Source organism: Terrabacter sp. Soil811 (assembly GCF_001429655.1).
GTDB lineage: Bacteria > Actinomycetota > Actinomycetes > Actinomycetales > Dermatophilaceae > Terrabacter.
On record NZ_LMSX01000012.1, the window covers coordinates 62,358 to 79,515 of the forward strand.

Annotated in this window: 16 protein-coding genes; 6 read left to right on the plus strand and 10 right to left on the minus strand. The window is 71.4% G+C overall.

All coding sequences use genetic code 11. The features are described from left to right. Nucleotides 1-397 precede the first annotated feature (397 nt). Nucleotides 398-1,570 (minus strand): hypothetical protein, encoded by a 1,173-nt coding sequence (locus ASH01_RS20385; protein ID WP_056780503.1) that lies wholly within the window; start codon nt 1,568-1,570, stop codon nt 398-400. Between the two features lie 124 nt (nt 1,571-1,694). Next, the gene (locus ASH01_RS20390) at nt 1,695-2,360 is read right to left on the minus strand and encodes an Rv0909 family putative TA system antitoxin (protein WP_056780505.1); all 666 of its coding nucleotides are present in this window, start codon (nt 2,358-2,360) and stop codon (nt 1,695-1,697) included. A gap of 134 nt (nt 2,361-2,494) precedes the next feature. Here ASH01_RS20390 and ASH01_RS20395 point away from each other — a divergent pair, with 134 nt between their 5' ends. The 3 genes from ASH01_RS20395 (at nt 2,495) to ASH01_RS20405 (ending at nt 4,636) form a co-directional block, all read left to right on the plus strand. Then, the gene (locus tag ASH01_RS20395; RefSeq protein ID WP_056780509.1) at nt 2,495-3,013 is read left to right on the plus strand and encodes a peptidylprolyl isomerase; all 519 of its coding nucleotides are present in this window, start codon (nt 2,495-2,497) and stop codon (nt 3,011-3,013) included. Between the two features lie 80 nt (nt 3,014-3,093). Further along, the gene (locus ASH01_RS20400; RefSeq protein ID WP_056780512.1) at nt 3,094-4,044 is read left to right on the plus strand and encodes a rhomboid family intramembrane serine protease; all 951 of its coding nucleotides are present in this window, start codon (nt 3,094-3,096) and stop codon (nt 4,042-4,044) included. Between the two features lie 7 nt (nt 4,045-4,051). Continuing rightward, nucleotides 4,052-4,636 carry a hypothetical protein gene (locus ASH01_RS20405; protein ID WP_056780515.1) on the plus strand — a complete coding sequence of 195 codons (585 nt, stop codon included), beginning with the start codon at nt 4,052-4,054 and terminating at the stop codon, nt 4,634-4,636. A gap of 303 nt (nt 4,637-4,939) precedes the next feature. On the opposite strand, the gene ASH01_RS20410 is transcribed toward ASH01_RS20405, so the two are convergent. Beyond that, complete coding sequence (locus ASH01_RS20410) at nt 4,940-5,191, minus strand: cell division protein CrgA (RefSeq protein WP_056780519.1); 252 nt, start codon at nt 5,189-5,191, stop codon at nt 4,940-4,942. 402 nt (nt 5,192-5,593) lie between these two features. On the opposite strand from ASH01_RS20410, the gene ASH01_RS20415 reads away from it, so the two are divergent. From ASH01_RS20415 to ASH01_RS20425, 3 genes are read left to right on the plus strand one after another with little or no spacing between them, the layout of a single operon-like run. Then, a complete protein-coding gene (locus tag ASH01_RS20415) occupies nt 5,594-6,400 on the plus strand; it encodes a helix-turn-helix transcriptional regulator (RefSeq protein ID WP_056780522.1) in 807 nt (268 codons plus the stop codon). Nucleotides 6,401-6,452: 52 nt separating this feature from the next. After that, nucleotides 6,453-7,298: a DUF881 domain-containing protein gene (locus tag ASH01_RS20420; RefSeq protein WP_056780525.1), complete on the plus strand. Its 846-nt coding sequence runs from the start codon at nt 6,453-6,455 to the stop codon at nt 7,296-7,298. A gap of 31 nt (nt 7,299-7,329) precedes the next feature. After that, nucleotides 7,330-7,968, plus strand: a complete 639-nt coding sequence (locus ASH01_RS20425; protein WP_056780530.1) for an aminodeoxychorismate/anthranilate synthase component II — start codon at nt 7,330-7,332, stop codon at nt 7,966-7,968. A 90-nt stretch (nt 7,969-8,058) separates the two neighbouring features. Here the strand turns inward: ASH01_RS20425 and pknB are convergent, their stop codons facing one another. The 7 genes from pknB to ASH01_RS20460 form a co-directional block, all read right to left on the minus strand. After that, entirely contained in the window at nt 8,059-9,909 is a 1,851-nt protein-coding gene (gene pknB / locus ASH01_RS20430; RefSeq protein ID WP_056780534.1) for a Stk1 family PASTA domain-containing Ser/Thr kinase, read from the minus strand. An 88-nt stretch (nt 9,910-9,997) separates the two neighbouring features. Continuing rightward, nucleotides 9,998-11,338, minus strand: coding sequence for a serine/threonine-protein kinase (locus ASH01_RS20435; protein WP_056780538.1), 1,341 nt, complete (start codon nt 11,336-11,338; stop codon nt 9,998-10,000). Further along, nucleotides 11,335-12,795 (minus strand): peptidoglycan D,D-transpeptidase FtsI family protein, encoded by a 1,461-nt coding sequence (locus tag ASH01_RS20440; protein ID WP_056780541.1) that lies wholly within the window; start codon nt 12,793-12,795, stop codon nt 11,335-11,337. The genes ASH01_RS20435 and ASH01_RS20440 overlap by 4 nt, the downstream gene beginning before the upstream one ends. After that, entirely contained in the window at nt 12,792-14,189 is a 1,398-nt protein-coding gene (locus ASH01_RS20445; RefSeq protein ID WP_082620067.1) for an FtsW/RodA/SpoVE family cell cycle protein, read from the minus strand. The genes ASH01_RS20440 and ASH01_RS20445 overlap by 4 nt, the downstream gene beginning before the upstream one ends. Next, nucleotides 14,186-15,622, minus strand: a complete 1,437-nt coding sequence (locus ASH01_RS20450; RefSeq protein ID WP_056780544.1) for a PP2C family protein-serine/threonine phosphatase — start codon at nt 15,620-15,622, stop codon at nt 14,186-14,188. The genes ASH01_RS20445 and ASH01_RS20450 overlap by 4 nt, the downstream gene beginning before the upstream one ends. 4 nt (nt 15,623-15,626) lie before the next feature. Next, nucleotides 15,627-16,199, minus strand: coding sequence for an FHA domain-containing protein FhaB/FipA (locus ASH01_RS20455; protein WP_056780547.1), 573 nt, complete (start codon nt 16,197-16,199; stop codon nt 15,627-15,629). Nucleotides 16,200-16,248: 49 nt separating this feature from the next. After that, nucleotides 16,249-17,034 carry an FhaA domain-containing protein gene (locus tag ASH01_RS20460; protein WP_056780549.1) on the minus strand — a complete coding sequence of 262 codons (786 nt, stop codon included), beginning with the start codon at nt 17,032-17,034 and terminating at the stop codon, nt 16,249-16,251. Nucleotides 17,035-17,158: the final 124 nt, after the last annotated feature.

Genomic DNA, 17,158 nt, shown 5'->3' on the forward strand with positions numbered 1-17,158 from the left:
TGCTCGAGAGCCCACAGCGAATCCACGGGATCTTCCTCTGGCGTAACCCCGGCTCTGGTGCCATGCTCGGTGGTGCAGCAAGTCTCCGAGTCCCTTCAGGGACACCGGAGCTCGTGGGTGTGATGCGTGGAAGGAACCGAACTGACGCGCTTGATGTGATGCAATCTTCATCGAGCCCCTCGCGCAACCAGCCGGACAGGGTCTAGACTGGTGGTAGCGAAGGGTTGGGCCCGCACGAACCGCGCCCAGCCCTTCTGCATGTGCTGGCTCGCTCTGTCCCCCTGTCGGAGCGAGCCAGCTCAAGCAGAGAAGGACCCGGATGCCCACGGCATCCGGGTCCTTCTCTGTGTGCCTCCGGTCCGGCGCCGGGCCCCGAGGGGACCGGCACCGGAGGGTGTCACTTCGTGCTGTCGCCGTTCTCCTGCGCGAGCTTGGCCTTGGCCGAGCCACGCGGGGACGACTTCGTCGAGGCGCCGTTGATCGTGCCGCCCTCGACCGCATCGGACGTGATCGCGTCGGAGTCGGGCGCGGCGTCGACCGCGGTGACCTCACCCTCGGCGGTCGCGGGTGCACCCGCGAGCTCGTCCACCGCGTCGGTCGTCGCGTCGGTCGCGTCGTCGACGGCCTCGCCCGAGCGGTCCTTCGCGTCGGCGATGGCGGCCTGGCCCTTGGCCGCGAGGTCGCCGGCCTTGTCCTTGGCGGCGTCGGCGAGCTCGGAGCCCTTCTCCTTGGCCTTGCTCGCGGCGTCGGTGACGGCGTCCTTGGCGTGGCCGACCTGCTCGGCCGCCTTGTCCTTGAGCGTCGCCGCGTCGGAGGCCAGGGCCGAGGTCGTCGAGCCACCGCCACCGGCGCCGGCGCGCGTGTCGAGCGGCGTGGCCCACGGGTCGTCGGCCTGCTTCTGCTTGCGGAAGGCTGCGACCGCCGCGACAGCGGCGGCGGTCAGGCCGATGGCGATGAGCCACTTGCCCTTGCCGCCACGCTTCTTGGCGACCGCGTCACCCTTGAGCACCGAATAGGCGTCCTGGGCACGGTGGCCGCCGACGGCAGCCGACTCCCTGGCCTGGACGGCTGCCTGCTCGAGGTGCGGCTGGGCCGCCTCGCGAGCCTGCTCGGCGCCGGCCGCGAGGGCGGCTGCGGCGGTCGCGATGGCCGCGCCGACCTTGGGCAGCACCGTGTCGACGAGCGTCGACTGGGCGGCCTCCACCTTCGGCTTGGCGCGGTCGGCCGCCTCGTGGAGCGCGTCGCCCGCGGCGTCCTTGGCCGTGGCCGCAGCGTCGTAGAAGCGCTCACGGGCCGTGTCGGCTGCGTCCTGGAGCGCAGGCGTCGCCGCCTCCTTGGCCGCCACGAGCCGCTCACGCGCTGCGCCGGCGGCATCCTGGACAGCCGGCGTCGCGGCGTCCTTCGCGGCATACGCGCGATCCTTGGCGGCTGCGGCGGCATCGCTCGCGGTGTCAGCGGCGCTGTCTTTCAGCGTGCCGATCCGGTCACCTGCCGCCGAGCCGAGATCGGCTGCTGCGGAGCGTGCCTGGTCAACTGCAGCCTCAGTGCGGGACTGCTTGGTTCGGAACATACGTCCTCCTAAGTCCACTCGTCCTTACCCATCCTGCCAACTTCGGCCACTCACCGCACGGTTGCCTCCGTGCGTGGACGGCATCGTCACCGATCCCGATCGCGGATGCCGTCACGCGCTCCGTTCAGCTCGTGGTGTCGTGCGGCGGTCGCGGCACGTGCGGGGCGGCGTCGGCGTCCTCGGGAGCCGGGGCGCCCGGGTGCGCGGCCGGAGCCGTCGGCGGGTGGTCGAGACCGAGGACGGTGTCCTCGAGGGTCGTGTCGGTGAGCGCCTCGCGGGTCGGGACCGGCACGTCGCCGGCGGCGGCGTCGAAGCCGCGCTCGTCGACCGGCGTCGGACGGTCGATCGGGGCCGGGGCCTCGAGCGGGCTGGCCGACACCGGGGCCGGGGCGTCGGGGTCGACCGGGAAGGGCTCGCCGCCCGTCACGTCCGTGGCTCCCGCCGCTGCGGCAGCGCCCGTGGCGGTCGACGGTCCCGAGGTGTGACCCTCGGCGACCTTGTCGACGCCGCGGCCGACGTGCTCCTTGACCTTGGCCACCTTGTCGGCGTACTTGCCCTCGGTCTTCTCGTCGATCTTCGTCGTGGCCGTCTCGACGTAGCCGTCGATCTTCTCGCGGTTCTGCGCGGTGTAGTCACCCGCCTTCTCACGCGCCTGCTTCGCCGCCTGCGTGGCGGCGTCCTGCAGCTGCTTGGCCTTGGTCTCGAGGTCGAGCTCCTCGGCCTTCTTCTTCAGCTTGTCCATGAACGACATCGGCACTCCGTCCTGCGCCGGCTCCGGGCCGGCTGTCATCGGGTCGCGTCCTCGACTGCTGTGAGGATGATCCTTCTCCTAGGCCAACGGTGGGTCCACCCCCAGCGTTCCGCCACCCCTGCCGCATACCCGCCCGGACGGCATACGTGCTCGGTCGTGCGAGGATTGGGCCCATGAAGGCAACCCTGCACACGAACCACGGTGACATCGTCATCGACCTCTTCGAGCACCAGGCCCCGAAGACCGTGGAGAACTTCGTCGGTCTCGCCAAGGGCGAGAAGGAGTACAAGGACGACGCCGGTCGGACCAACCCGACCCCGTTCTACGACGGCCTGATCTTCCACCGCATCATCCCGAACTTCATGATCCAGGGCGGCTGCCCGATCGGTCAGGGCTTCGGCGGTCCGGGCTACGCGTTCGACGACGAGATCAGCCCCGACAAGGACTTCACCAAGCCCTACATCCTCGCCATGGCCAACGCCGGCAAGCGCATGGGCAAGGGCACGAACGGCTCGCAGTTCTTCATCACCACCGCTGCGACGACCTGGCTCCAGGGCAAGCACACGATCTTCGGTGAGGTCGCCGACCAGGCGTCCCGCGACGTCGTCGACGCGATCGGTGCCGTCTCCACCGGCGCCAACGACAAGCCCGTCGAGGACGTCGTCATCAACTCGGTCACCATCGAGGACTGAGCCTCCGCTCCACCCGCACGACAGCACCACCCGCATCACCGCACCACCGCCCACGGACGTGACCGGCAGGGGGACTCCCGTTGTCTGACAACCCACCCAGCGGCCAGCAGGATCAGCCCCCGCTCGAGCCGGGGGTTCCGCAGCCCGCTGCCGGTCCGTCCGTGTGCCCGCGCCACCCCGACCGGGAGGCCTACGTCCGCTGCCAGCGCTGCGGCCGACCGGCCTGCCCGGAGTGCCAGCGCCCGGCCGCCGTCGGCATCCAGTGCGTCGACTGCGTGCGTGAGGCCGCCCGCACGACGCCGAGCGCGCGCACCGTCTTCGGTGGGCGAGCGACCGACGGCACGCCCGTCGTCACCTACTCGATCATCGCGATCTGCGCCGTCGCCTACCTCGCGCAGCGGGCCAACCCGAGCGTCACGCAGAACTTCGCGTTCGCGCCGGTCGTCGGGTGGACCGAGCCGTGGCGCTTCGTCACCGCGGCCTTCCTGCACTCGCCCGCGACGATCTTCCACATCCTGCTCAACATGTTCGCGCTGTGGAGCCTCGGGCAGTACCTCGAGCCGATGCTCGGTCGGGCCCGGTTCGCGGCGCTCTACCTCATCAGCGGCATCGGCGGACAGGTCGCCGTGACGCTCCTCGCGGGATCGCCGACGATCCCGGGTCTGCGGGCCGGCCTCGACGACGCGTGGCTCACCCCGGTCGTCGGCGCGTCCGGCGCGATCTTCGGACTCTTCGGCGCGCTCCTCGTCCTCAACCGGCACCTCGGACGCTCCTCGGCGGCGATGTACGCGACGATCGCCATCAACGCGGCCTTCGGATTCTTCTACCCCGGCATCTCGTGGCAGGCCCACCTCGGCGGCCTCGTCACCGGTGTCGTCTGCGCCGGCGTCATCGTCGTCTTCCGACGACAGGGCGTACGCCATCTCGTCTGGGCCGCGCTCAGCGCCGTCCTCGTGCTGCTCGTCGCCGTCACCGTCGTCAAGTACCTCACGGTGCCCGAGGCCATCCGCGAGCTCAGCATCTTCGGCTGAGGTCGCCGTGCACCTCGTCTGCGTCACCGGCCCGCCCGCCGTCGGCAAGATGACGGTGGGCCGTGCCGTGTGCGACCTGACGGGCTTCCGGCTCTTCCACAACCACATGTCGATCGAGCCGCTGCTCGGGGTCTACGACTTCGGCACGCCCTCGTTCCAGCGGATCAACGGCCTGATCCGCCGCGAGGTCATCGCCGAGTCGGTCGTCGCCGACCTGCCCGGCCTCGTCTTCACCTTCGCCATCGACCTCGACCACCCCGGCGACCTCGCGCAGCTGCACGAGCTCGTCGAGCCGGTCGAGCGAGCCGGCGCACCGATCGACGTCGTCGAGCTCTACGCGCCCCAGGACGTGCGGCTGGCCCGCGAGGGTGGCACCGACCGGATGGACCACAAGCGCAGCAAGCGCGACGTCGAGTGGGCCCGCTCCCACGTCGTCGACCTCGAGTCGCGGGCCCGCCTCAACACCGACCCCGCGCGGGACGGCGAGCAGCTGCTGCCGGGTCACCGTCACCTGCGCCTGGACAACGCGCACGGAGACGCCCGCGCCACCGCCGAGCGGGTCGTCGACGAGCTCGGGCTGCCGCGGCTCTGACGGCCGTCGGGTCCTTCTCCACCCTGGGAGCCGAGAGTTGTCCACCGGGTGTGGATAAGCCTGTGGATGTAGTTACACATGTGTCATTCATCCCCAGCTGGGGACAACTGTGTGGATAACTCGCGCGATCCGCGCTGGAGGTTGTGCACGGCCGTCATCCACAGCTGTGGACGTGAGAGCCGTGCGCCGGCTGTCCACAGGTGTGGAGAGCCGGCGCCCAGTGGGGTGTGTGCAAAAGGGCCGCTCCGTCGTGATGACAGGAGCGGCCCTCAGGATGCGGGTCGGTGCGGGGTTTCGGTGGGCTCAGCGCCACCGCATCGTCATGATGAAGCCGCCCATGAGCAGGACGAAGCCGATGCCGAGGTTCCAGACCCCGATGGACCCGATGGGGTACTTGTACTCGGTCACGTAGTAGACGACGATCCACAGCAGCCCGAGGACGAGCAGCGTGATGAAGACGGGCGCCCACCAGGTGGGGTTGGGCTCGGCGGCCTTGCTCGTGCGGGGCGGGGTGTATGCCGCCGCCTTGTGGTCGCGGCCTTTGGACTCGGGCACTGCGTTCTCCTTGCTCTGAGTTGAGGCAAGGGTAACCAATGACGCGCTCGGCGTCCCCGTGCAGGCGTGCCGGCACGGTGATCGGGGCGATGCCCTCGGACGGACCGGTCGGTCCGGTTGCCCCCTGCGCTCGGCGGTGCCCCTCGAGAACGTCTCGAGGGGCACCCCGACGGGTGGCTCGGCTGTCGACGGCGAGCGGGCGGATGCGCCCCCTGTCTGCGCCCCGCCCGCCGCCGATCCACACCCGGTGACCGGGTCGAGGATGACAGGCGCAGGCCCGCGTGTCGCGTCTGCGCTTCCTCCGTTGCACGAACCTGCAGGACGGGGTGCGTCCAGTGAGTTGACCTGAGTCCGGAACCGGGCATGCTGGCAGTCACGGACAGCAGATCAGGGGACGATGCGATGACCAGCCCGATGTCGGGTTCCGGGCCGAGCAGGGACGACGCACAGCTGCGAGCGCCCTCGCTGGCCGCGGCCGCCGTCGAGCTCTCGTCCGTCGTCAACGGGCTCGCCGTCACCAGTCTTGACGGGGGCAGGACCCCCGGCTTCCGCCGGCTCGGGGTCGGCGCCGAGCAGATCGAGCGCAACCTGGCGACCGCGGTCGAGCCGCTGACCCGCCGCTCGGTCTGGTCGATCCAGCCGATCATGAACTTCGACCCGGTCGACGGCAGCCGCACGACGAACGCGCGCTCGATCGAGCGCGGCCTCACGCTGCTCACGATCACGACGGAGCGCACCCTGCGGCTCAACCCGCTGCTGTCGTCCGAGAAGCCCGACGTCCGGGTCGGGCCCGCGCAGTTCCAGTGCATCATCGCCGACGAGGCCACGGCGGTCGTGGCCGGACCGCTCAGCGAGGACGGCTTCCCCACCGCGTGGCTCGCCACCCGGTCCGACGTCGTCGACCGGGTCCTCTCGCTCTGGCACGAGACCCTGGCCCGATCGAGGCCCGCCGTCCCCGAGGGGACGAGCCCGCCGTTCACCCCGCGGCAGTGCCTCGTCGCCCGGCGCCTCGTCGTGGGCACCAAGGACGCCGCGATCGCCCGCGAGCTCGGGGTCTCGCTGCGCACCGTCGCGGCCGAGATCTCCCACCTCGTCACCCAGCTCGGCGCGGCCAACCGCGCCGCGGCGACGCTCGCCCTCCGCGGAGGCACCCAGACCAGCGAGCTCTCCCCCTACGCGCCCTACCTCCGGTCGGTCCACGAGCCGTGACGAGGCACAATGGAGGCGGCGCGGAGGGTCCGCGCGAGCGAGGACACGAGTCATGACGGACGCCGAGCAGCCTGAGCCGCCCGTGCACGCCGAGCAGCCCGAACCGGCGACGGTCGACGACGCCAACGACGCCAACGACGCCAACGACGCGGAAGCGTCCCCCGCGCCCTCCCGCCGCCGACCCCGTCTGACGTGGGGGCTGGTCGTCCCGGTGGTCATGGCCTCCGCCGGCGTGATGTTCGCGATGAGCTTCCAGACCGCGCAGGGCCGAGACCTCCGCGCCGACCGCGACCTGCCCCAGCTGATCATGGAGGGTGACTCGCGCGTCGCGGAGAAGGCGAGCGTCCTCGACGGGCTCCAGAAGGAGGTCGAGGCGCTCTCGAAGACGAACGCCCCCACCGACGAGCACCTCTCGAGCCTGACCCGCGCTGCCGACGAGCTCGCCGCCCCCGCCGCGACGACGAAGGTCCGGGGCGCCGCCCTCGAGGTGACCCTCGACGACGCGAAGCGCACCGCCGACTCCCTGCCCGACGGCTTCACCGCCGACGACATCGTCGTGCACCAGCAGGACGTCCAGGCCGTCGTCAACGCGCTCTGGACCTCGGGCGCCGAGGCGATGATGATCCAGGACCAGCGGGTCATCTCGACGAGCGCCGTCCGCTGCGTCGGCAACACCCTCATCCTCCAGGGCCGCGTCTACGCCCCGCCCTACCGGATCACCGCCATCGGCGACATCGACCGCATGCAGCAGGGCCTCGACGCCGACGCCTCCGTCAACATCTACAAGCAGTACGTCGACGCCGTCGGTCTCGGCTACGCCCTGCACACCCACAGCTCGATCGAGTTCCCGGCATACTCGGGCTCGGTCGACTTCCAGTACGCGTCACCGATCCGCTGAGCGCGCCCCACCACCCCTCTGAGGCCCCCGCATGACCAGCCCCACCCGCATCCTCGTCGTCGACAACTACGACAGCTTCGTCTACACGATCGTCGGCTACCTCGAGCAGCTCGGCGCCGAGTGCACCGTCGTGCGCAACGACGCGGTGCCGGCGACCGACGCCGCGGCCTACGACGGCGTGCTCGTCTCGCCCGGCCCGGGCACTCCCGAGGACGCCGGGGTGTCGATGGACATCATCCGTGAGTGCGCCCGCATCGGGACGCCGATGTTCGGCGTGTGCCTCGGGCACCAGGCGCTCGGCGTCGTCGCCGGTGCGGTCGTCGGGCGGGCGCCGGAGCTGCTCCACGGCAAGACCTCGCTCGTGCACCACGACGGCACCGGCGTCCTCGAGGGCCTGCCGAGCCCCTTCACCGCGACCCGCTACCACTCGCTGACCATCGACCCGGCGACCCTGCCCGACGAGCTCGTCGCCACCGGCAGCACCGACTCGGGCCTCGTGATGGCGGTGCGCCACCGCGACCTGCCGCTGCACGGGGTGCAGTTCCATCCCGAGAGCGTCCTGACCGAGGGCGGCCACCGGATGCTCGCGAACTTCCTCGCGCTGTGCGGTGACACCGCTGCCGTGCAGCGCTCGGCGGGGCTCAGCCCCCTCGTGACCGCCGCCGTCTGACGCGACGGTCGACACGGCATACGCCAGCACGCACGACGAAGGGCCCCTCCCGGTCGGGAGGGGCCCTGTGCCGTATGCCGGGTGCTGACCCTAGGGGGTCGGCGGCGGGGTCGTGGTCCCCGGGCTGGTCGTCGTCGTGCTGGGCGGCGGGGGCGTCACCGTGACGGTCGCCGTCTGGTTCGGGGTGCGCGCGACCTTGACGGTGATCTGGGTGCCGAGCTTGACGACGTCGCCGGCCCGGTCGACCGAGAGCACCTCGTCGGGGTTCTTGTCGGAGTCGACGGTCTGCTTGACCGGGCTGAGGCCGGCGTTCTGCAGCGCGACGGCGGCGAGGGCCCAGTCCTGGCCGACGAGGTTGTCGGGCACCTTGACGTTGCCGGTGGCGTAGAAGATCTTGATCTTCGAGCCCTTGGCGACGACGGCCTGGGCGGCCGGCTCGGTCTTCGTCACCTTGTTCTTCGCCTGGTCCGGGGTGTTCTCCTCCTGGAAGCCCGACACGACGAAGCCCTGCTTCTCCAGCTCGGTGCGTGCGTCGTCCTTGTTGAAGCCGGTGACGTCGGGCACGGTGAGGTTGTCGGGACCGGTCGACACGAGGTACTTGACGACCGACTGCTCCGCGATCCTCGTCCCCGGCTTGGGGTCCTGGCTGATGACGTCACCCTCGGTGACCGTCGTGCTCGCTGCCGGGGACTTCTCACCGCGGAGACCGTTCGTCGCCAGGGTGCGCGCCGCGACGTCCTCCTTCATGCCCTCGATCGTCGGCACCGCGACGAGCGTCACGCTCGGCGTCTGGTTGCCGAACCACTTCACGCCGCCCCAGCCGACGAGGGCGAGGAGGGCGATGACGAGCCCGGTGATGAGCACCGCCTTGCCCGTGCCGCCCTTCCGGTCGTCCTGCTCCAGCTCGTCGTGGCCGACGGCGGGCAGGCCCGCGGTGTTCGCGTAGCGCTCGCTCCGGGAGGTGACGGGGGCCTGCACGGCGGTCGGGGTGCCCGGTGCGGCATACGCCTGCGGGAGGGTCTGGGTGGCGGCAGCTCCGACGGCGGCCGCGGTGCCGAGCGCCGCGGCACTGATCCGGCGGCCGAGCCGGACGTTCTCGAGGTCGTCGCGGAAGGCCGTGGCGTCCTGGTAGCGGGCCTCGCGGTCCTTGGCGAGGGCGTGCAGGGTCACGGCGTCGAGGTCACCGGCGACGGCGTCGTTGAAGACGCTCGGCGGCTGGGGCAGCTCACCGACGTGCTGGTAGGCGATGGCGACGGCTGAGTCGCCGGTGAAGGGCGGCCGGCCGGCGAGCAGCTCGAACAGGAGGCACCCGGTCGAGTAGAGGTCGGACCGCTCGTCGACCGTCTGGCCCTGGGCCTGCTCGGGAGAGAGGTACTGCGCGGTGCCGACGACCGACTGGGTCTGGGTCATCGTCGCGGCCGTGTCGGCGATCGCCCGGGCGATGCCGAAGTCCATGACCTTGACGTGCCCACCGGTCGTGATCATGACGTTGGCCGGCTTGATGTCGCGGTGGACGATGCCCATCCGGTGGCTGTAGGCCAGGGCGTCAAGGATGCCCTCGGTGACGCGGATCGCCTCGGCCGGCTGGAGCTGCTGCTGGTCGGTCAGCTTCTGGCGCAGCGTCTCGCCGTCGACGTACTCCATGACGATGTAGGGCAGGGTCGTCCGCGTGCCGTTGGGGCCCTCGACGACGCTGTCGTCCTCGCCCGAGTCGAAGATCGCGACGATCGCCGGGTGGTTGAGCCCGGCCGCCGACTGCGCCTCGCGCCGGAAACGCATGAGGAAGTTCGCGTCGCGGGCGAGGTCCGAGCGCAGCATCTTGATCGCGACCTGACGACCGAGCCGCGTGTCATGGCCCAGGTGGACGTCGGCCATGCCGCCCCGACCGATGAGCTCGCCGACCTCGTAGCGTCCGCCGAGGACACGGGGTGCGGTGCTCACGTCGTTGGCCTCTGCTCGTTCGGGTGCTGGGTCATCCTGGTCCACTCGTCGGGCGCCTGGATCGCGCTGCTCGGGCTGGTCGGTCATGTCACTTGCCCTTGCCCTTTCCCTTGCCCTTGCCGGCATGGGCGGGCTGCGGCTTGGTGCTCGTCTGCTTCGTGGCGGCGGTGGCCTTCGTCGCCGTGCGGGTCGGCGCGGCCGTCGTCGTCGTCCGGGAGGCGCTCGCGGTCGGAGTCGTGGTCGGGGCCGCGGACGTGGCCGGAGTGGTGGTCGCGGGGGGCGTCGGGCGGGCGGCGGGGCTCGCGGCGGCGCCGTTCATGACGCTGCCGAGCGCGAAGGCGCCCCACGCCACGAGGGCGACGGCCGGGACGGCCAGCCACGCCCAGCGACGTCCCGCCGAAGGCTCCGTGGCGGTCTCCGAGGGGCGCGTGAACCGACCGCGACGCTCGGCGCCGACGAGCTCCCGTGCGGCAGAGACGAGTCCGGCCGCAGCGCCACCGGCGCGGCCGGCTCCTGCAGCCGGTGTCCCGGCCAGCGCGCGGGTCGGGTCGGCCGCGGGGATGACCGTCGTGGAGTCGACCGCCGCCGGAGGTGGCGTGACCCCGGGCAGGGACCCGAGCGGCACCCCGGCGGCCTCGGCCACCGCGCGCGCGTCGGCCGGGCGGTCGGAGGCGGACTTCGCGAGGCACGCGTCGACGACCTCCCGCAGGTCGAGCGGCACCGTCGAGGGCAGCTCGGGCGGCGGGTCGTTGACCTGCGCGATCGCGGTCGCCACGGGCGTGCCCATGTCGAAGGGCTTGCGGCCGGTGATCATCTCGTGCGCCACGACGCCGAGGGAGTAGATGTCGCTCGAGGCCGTCGCCGGCTCGCCGAGGGCCTGCTCCGGGCTGATGTAGTCGGGAGTGCCCAGCACCTCGCCGGTCAGGGTGTGCCCCGACCCGTCACCGACCCGGGCGATCCCGAAGTCGGTGAGCTTGGCCTGCCCCTCGGGCGTGACGATGATGTTGGCGGGCTTGACGTCGCGGTGCACGACGCCGGCCTCGTGGGCCGCCGACAGGGCCAGGGCGGCCTGGCCGAGCAGCGAGCGCACCTCCTCGGCCGGCATACCGCCGTCTCTCTCGCGGATGATCTCGCCGAGCGTGCGTCCCGGCACGAGCTCCATGACGAGGTAGGCCGTGCCGTCCTCCTCGCCGTAGTCGAAGACGGACGCGATGTTGGGGTGGTGGAGCGAGGCGCTGCCCCTGGCCTCGTCGCGGAAGCGCTCGAGGAACGCGTCGTCCTCGGGGCCCTGCGGGCGCATGACCTTGACGGCGACGGGACGCCGGAGCACCTCGTCGATGGCCTCCCAGACGGTGCCCATGCCGCCCGAGGCGATTGCCGTGCCGAGGGTGTAGCGACCGCCGAGGGTCGCGCCGGTGGAGAGGGTCATCGGCCCAGCACCGCCTCCATGACCTGGCGGGCGATCGGGGCGGCGACGCGGCCACCGCCGATCTCGCTGCCCGTGACGCCGCCGTCCTCGACGACGACGGCGACGGCGATCTTGGCGTTGGTGGCCGGTGCGAACGAGATGAACCACGCGTGCGGGGGCTTGCCCGGGTCGTGCTGCGCGGTGCCGGTCTTGCCCGCGACCTCGACGCCGTCGATCTGCGCCCGCGCGCCGCTGCCGTGGTCGACGACGGAGACCATCATCTTGGTCAGGGTCGAGGCGGTCTGCTCGGACGTCGCCTGCGACAGCTCCACCGGGTCGGGCGTCGACTCGATGATGTCGAGGTTGGCGCTGCGCACGGAGTCGATGAGGTAGGGCGTCATGACCCGGCCCTGGTTGGCGATGCCGGCCGCGACCATGGCCATCTGGAGCGGCGTGGTGCGCACGTCGTACTGCCCGATCGCGGCCTGGGCGGCCTGCGGGGCGTTGAGGTCGGCCGGGACCGAGCTCACCGAGACGCGCATCGGGATCTGGAGGGCGTCACCGAAGCCGAACTTCGCGGCCTGGGCGCGGATCTTCTCGCCACCGAGCTCGAGTCCCAGGGAGCCGAACGTCGTGTTGCACGAGATCTCGAGCGCGTGGATGAGCGTCGTCTTGTCGCCCGGCCCGCAGGGGCGGCCGTCCTCGTTGGGCAGGTTGGTGCTCGTCAGCGGCAGGTCGAGCTCGGCGGGGCCGGGCACGGAGGAGTTCTCGTCACTGACGACGCCGTTCTCGAGTGCGGCGGCCGCCGTGATGACCTTGAAGGTCGACCCGGGCGGGTAGACGCCGTTGATGGTGCGGTTGAGGTAGGACTTGTCCTTGTCGTTGGACAGCGTCTGCCAGGCCTTGGAGGCCTTGGTGAGGTCGTGGCTCGAGAGCGGGTTGGGGTCGTAGGACGGGTGGCTCACCATCGCGAGGATCGCCCCGGTCTTCGGGTCGAGGGCCACGACGGCGCCCTTGTTGTCGCCGAGGGCCTTGTCGGCCGCAGCCTGTGCCTTGGGGTCGATCGTCAGCTCGATCGTGGCGCCGGACGTCTTGCGACCCGTGATGAGGTCGGTGACGCGCCGCACGAAGAGGGTGTCGGCATCGCCCGACAGCAGGTCGTCGGAGGCGTGCTCGAGACCGTAGGGGGCGCCTACGGCATACGAGTAGAAGCCGGTCATCTGGGCGTACAGCTCGTCCTGGGGGTAGGTGCGCAGGAAGCGGTACTGGTCCTGGACGGGCACCGACTTCGCGACGGCCTGGCCGCCGACGATGATCGACCCGCGCTCGCGGGAGTAGCTGTCGAGCAGGGTGCGCTTGTTGGACGCCATCCCGTTGAGCGTCTTCGCCTGCGTGAACTGCACCATCGTCGCCGCGACGAGGAGGGCGGTGAAGAGCGCGGCGATGACCACGGACAGGCGGCGGATGGGGGTGTTCACGTCAGCCTCACCACCTGGGTCACCTCGGCCGGGGCCGGCTCGTCGGCGGCGACACCCAGGGGGATCTCGGGCATCGGCCTTCGGGCCTGGTCGGAGATGCGCAGCAGCAGCGCCATGATCACCCAGTTCGCGAGCAGGGACGAGCCACCGAGCGACATGAAGGGCGTCGTGAGGCCGGTCAGCGGGATGACCCGCGTGACGCCGCCGATGACGATGAAGAGCTGGAAGGCGACGGAGAACGACAGGCCGATGGCGAGCAGCTTGCCGAAGCCGTCACGCACGCCGAGGGCGGTGCGGATGCCGCGCTCGCAGAAGATGAGGTAGAGCACGATGATCGCGACGGACCCGAAGAGGCCGAGCTCCTCCCCGAGGCTCGGGAAGATGAAGTCGCTCTCGGCGAAGGACGTCAGGTAGGGCCGACCCGCGCCGAGCCCGGTGCCGGTGAGACCGCCGGAGGCCATGCCCCACAGGCCGTTGGCCAGTTGGTTGGACCGCTCGAGGTTGTCCGGCGAGAAGGGGTCGAGCCACAGGTCGACGCGCTTCTGGAAGTGCGTGAAGGCCGACAGGGCGAAGGCGACGGCCGCGGCGAAGAGCAGCAGGCCGATGGCGATCCACGAGACGCGCTCGGTGGCGACGTAGAGCATCGCGACGAAGAGACCGAAGAAGAGCAGCGCCGAGCCGAGGTCCTTCTGGAAGACGAGGACGAGCAGCGCGAGCACCCACGCGACGAGGATCGGGCCGAGGTCGCGCCCGCGCGGGAAGGTGAAGCCGAGGACCTTTTTGCCGGCGAGGGAGAGCACGTCACGGGTCTGCACGAGGTAGCCGGCGAAGAAGATCGCGAGGGCGATCTTGGCGAACTCCCCCGGCTGGAAGTTGAGCGGGCCGATCGAGATCCAGATCTGGGAGCCGTTGATCGTGCGGCCGATGCCGGGGACGAGCGGCAGCAGGAGCAGCACGAAGCCGACGGCCATCGTCACGTAGGTGTAGCGGCGGAGCAGGCGGTGGTCGCGCAGCACGAAGAGGACGGCCACGGCGAGGGCCACGGCGAGCGTCGTCCAGATGATCTGGCGATAGGCGTCACCGTCGGTGCCGAGCTTGCCGCGGGCGAGGTCGAGGCGGTGGATCATGACGAGCCCGAGCCCGTTGAGCACGGTCGTGATCGGCAGGAGCACCGGGTCGGCGTAGGCCGCCTTCCAGCGCAGCACGAGGTGGACGGCAAGCACGAGCGCGGTGAAGCCGCCGGCGATCGGGATGATGTTGGCCGGCACCGTGCCGTTGCGGTTGAGGTCGGTCGTGACCCAGGCGAGCAGCACGATGCCGATCGCGAGGATCAGGAGCATCAGCTCGGCGCCGCGGCGCGTCCGCGGGGTCAGGGGTTCGACGGTCGTCGTCACGCGAGGCTCCCCAGGGGTGCCACGAGGCGGACGGCGGGCGCGGCCACGGCCGGCGGCGTCGTGATCGACGGGTTCGGGCGCGACGTCGACGGCCGCGGGATCGGCAGCGTCGTGCTCGGGCTCGGCGTCGTCGGGGGTGTCGTGGGCACCGGCGTCGGTGTCGGCGACGTGCCGCACGGCGTGCCGGTGGCGGCGAGGCGCTGGCAGCGCTCCGCCTCGCCGCGCAACGCAGCGACCTTGACGAGTGCGTCGGCGAGGTCGCGCGCGGGGATCGTGTTGCCGACCGAGGCCTGGACGTCGCTCGGCAGGTCGGAGACGAGGACGTCGGACGGCGACTCGACGTGGGAGAGGCTGATCGGTCCGAGGTCCTGGGAGACGCCGCGGAAGATCGCGACGTGCGCTCCGTCGGTCGCGACGTAGTACTGCTTCTGCGACCAGGCCCAGGCGGCATACCCGCCGCCGACGAGGATCGCGGCGACGACGATGACGCCGATGGTGCGCAGCACGATCTTGGAGCGGCGCGAGCGCGTGTGGTCCTCGGCGAGCTCGAGCGAGTCGTCGTCGGGCTCGGCGCGGCCCGTGGCCTCGCGCGACAGGGCGGCGGCCTTCTCGGCAGGGCTCGTCGGGATCGCACGGGTGCGGCCCCGCATCCGCTTGCCGGCGGCGCCGACGACCTGGGGCACGGTGGTGGGCAGGTCGTCACCGTCGGCGTCGACGACCTCGGCGACGATGACCGTGACGTTGTCGCGGGTGCTGGCCTTGAGGGCGACCTCGATGCACCGGTCGGCGGCCTCGTCGGGCGTGCGCGCCTCACGGAGGATCTCCTCGATGACGTCGGCGCCGACGAAGTCGGACAGGCCGTCGGAGCAGAGCAGGAAGCGGTCGCCGATCTTGGCCTCGCGCAGCGAGGTGTCGGGCTCGTCGTCGGGCTGGCCGGTCATGACCCGGGTCACGACCGAGCGCTGCGGGTGGTGGCCGGCGTCCTCCTTGGAGATGCGGCCCTCGTCGATGAGCTGCTGGACGAAGGAGTGGTCCTTCGTGATCTGCGAGAACGTGTCGCCGCGGAGCATGAACGCCCGCGAGTCGCCGATGTGCGCCATGGCGAGCTTGTTGCCGGTGCGCAGCATGACGATGGTCGTGCTGCCCATGCCGGCGAGGTCGGCGTTCTCCCGCATCGCCTTGGTGAGCTTGGCGTTCGCCGCGTGGAGGGCCTCCTCCAGGAGCGGGATCGCCTGGTCGGCGGTCACGTCCTCCTCGTCGAGCGGGGCGAGCTCGCCGACGATCATCGAGCTGGCGACGTCGCCTGCGGCGTGGCCGCCCATGCCGTCGGCGAGCACGAGCAGGTTGGGCCCGGCATACCCCGAGTCCTCGTTGCGGGACTTGGGTCCCAGGCCGAGGTCGGAGCGCGCGGCATAGCGCAGAGCGATGGCCATCCGGTCAGCCTCGCAGTTCGAGGACGGTCTTGCCGATCCGCAGGGTGGTGCCGATCTCGACGGGTCGCGCCCCGGTCAGCCGGTCGCGTCCGATGAAGGTGCCGTTCGTCGAGCCGAGGTCCTCGACGACCCAGCCGTCGCGGCCCGACGGGTCGGGATGGATGCGGCAGTGGCGGCCCGAGGCGTAGTCGTCGTCGAGGACGAGGGCGCACTCGGGGTTGCGCCCGATGAGGATGCCGCCGCTGCGCAGGGGCAGCGACGTCCCGGTCAGGGGGCCCTCGGTGACGACGAGCGTCGTCGGGTTGCCCTTGCCGCGGCGACCCTTGCGAGCGGGCGCCTCGGGGGTGACGGCGGCGGCACCCGCCGCGCCGGCACCGACGGCCGCCGGGGAAGGCGTACGTCTCGGGGCCGCCTTGCGGTCCTGCTTCGCGGCCTGCTTGAGCGCCTTGCGCTGCCCGCGACGGCTCACCGCCGTGCCGTAGATGTCGGTGCGCAGCACGCCGACGACGCTGAAGATGAAGATCCACAGCAGCGCGAGCAGACCCAGCCGCAGCAGGGTCAGGGTGAGTTCACTCATGCGTCACCAGATGTCATCAGCGGAGGGCCGTCCAAGGGGGTCATCGCGCTCACCGGCGTCCGGCGCGGAAGGTCGCGGACGTGCGGCCGATCGTCAGGCGGTCGCCGTCCTGGAGCCGCTGGCTCGAGACGCGCTCGCCGTTGACGAAGGTGCCGTTGGTGGAGTTGAGGTCGCGGATCGAGGTCACGAGGTGCGGGCCGTCGGTCGTCACGCGGATCTCGCTGTGGCGGCGGGACACCCCGGGGTCGTCGATGACGATGTCGGCGGTCTCGTCGCGGCCGAGCGTCGTCAGGCTGCCGAGGAGGGGGTAGCGGTCCCCGCCGATGTCGAGCCACGGACGGGCGGACGGGTTGGAGCGGGGTGCCGGGCGGTGGACCGGGGCCTCGTCGATGGCCGTGCCGTTGGTGGCCTGCGGCCGCGGTGCGGCCGGGGCCGGCTCGCGGGAGGCGGACTCGCGCCCGGCCTGCTTGGCGGTGGCGGGGCGCACGCGGAAGACACCGGTCTCGAGCCCCTCGCCCTCGACGAGCGCGACCTCGAGCGGGCCGCCGGGCTGGTAGCCCTGCGAGTCGGCGTGCTCCTGCGCCGCGGCGACGAGGTCGTCGGACAGGTCGTCCTCGTAGTCGCCGAGCCGCTCGTAGTCGGTCTGGCTCAGCTCGATCGTGTAGAGGTTGGGCACCATGGCCCGGCCGTGGCCGAGCAGCGCCGCCCGGTCGTCCATGGCGCGGCGGATCGCCGAGGCGATCTCGACGGGCTGCACCTCGGACTTGAACGCCTTGGCGAAGGCACCGTGGACAGCCTTGGCGAGACCGTGCTCGACACGGTTGATGATTCCCACGCCGTCTCCTCGTCCTTGGTGAGCGCTCCTGTCGGGCGCTTCATCGTAACCGGGTCAGCACCCCGAGCCTCCAACCGACAGTCGGCGCGGGGTGCCGCGAAACGTCCGTTTCGCCCCCGTGAGC

What these genes read in the sequence shown, in the direction of transcription:
- ASH01_RS20385 (WP_056780503.1), bottom strand. Translation starts at nt 1,570, where the DNA reads ATGTTCCGAACCAAGCAGTCCCGCACTGAGGCTGCAGTTGACCAGGCA.
- ASH01_RS20390 (WP_056780505.1), bottom strand. Translation starts at nt 2,360, where the DNA reads ATGACAGCCGGCCCGGAGCCGGCGCAGGACGGAGTGCCGATGTCGTTC.
- ASH01_RS20395 (WP_056780509.1), top strand. Translation starts at nt 2,495, where the DNA reads ATGAAGGCAACCCTGCACACGAACCACGGTGACATCGTCATCGACCTC.
- ASH01_RS20415 (WP_056780522.1), top strand. Translation starts at nt 5,594, where the DNA reads ATGACCAGCCCGATGTCGGGTTCCGGGCCGAGCAGGGACGACGCACAG.
- ASH01_RS20420 (WP_056780525.1), top strand. Translation starts at nt 6,453, where the DNA reads ATGACGGACGCCGAGCAGCCTGAGCCGCCCGTGCACGCCGAGCAGCCC.
- ASH01_RS20425 (WP_056780530.1), top strand. Translation starts at nt 7,330, where the DNA reads ATGACCAGCCCCACCCGCATCCTCGTCGTCGACAACTACGACAGCTTC.
- ASH01_RS20435 (WP_056780538.1), bottom strand. Translation starts at nt 11,338, where the DNA reads ATGACCCTCTCCACCGGCGCGACCCTCGGCGGTCGCTACACCCTCGGC.
- ASH01_RS20450 (WP_056780544.1), bottom strand. Translation starts at nt 15,622, where the DNA reads ATGGCCATCGCTCTGCGCTATGCCGCGCGCTCCGACCTCGGCCTGGGA.
- ASH01_RS20455 (WP_056780547.1), bottom strand. Translation starts at nt 16,199, where the DNA reads ATGAGTGAACTCACCCTGACCCTGCTGCGGCTGGGTCTGCTCGCGCTG.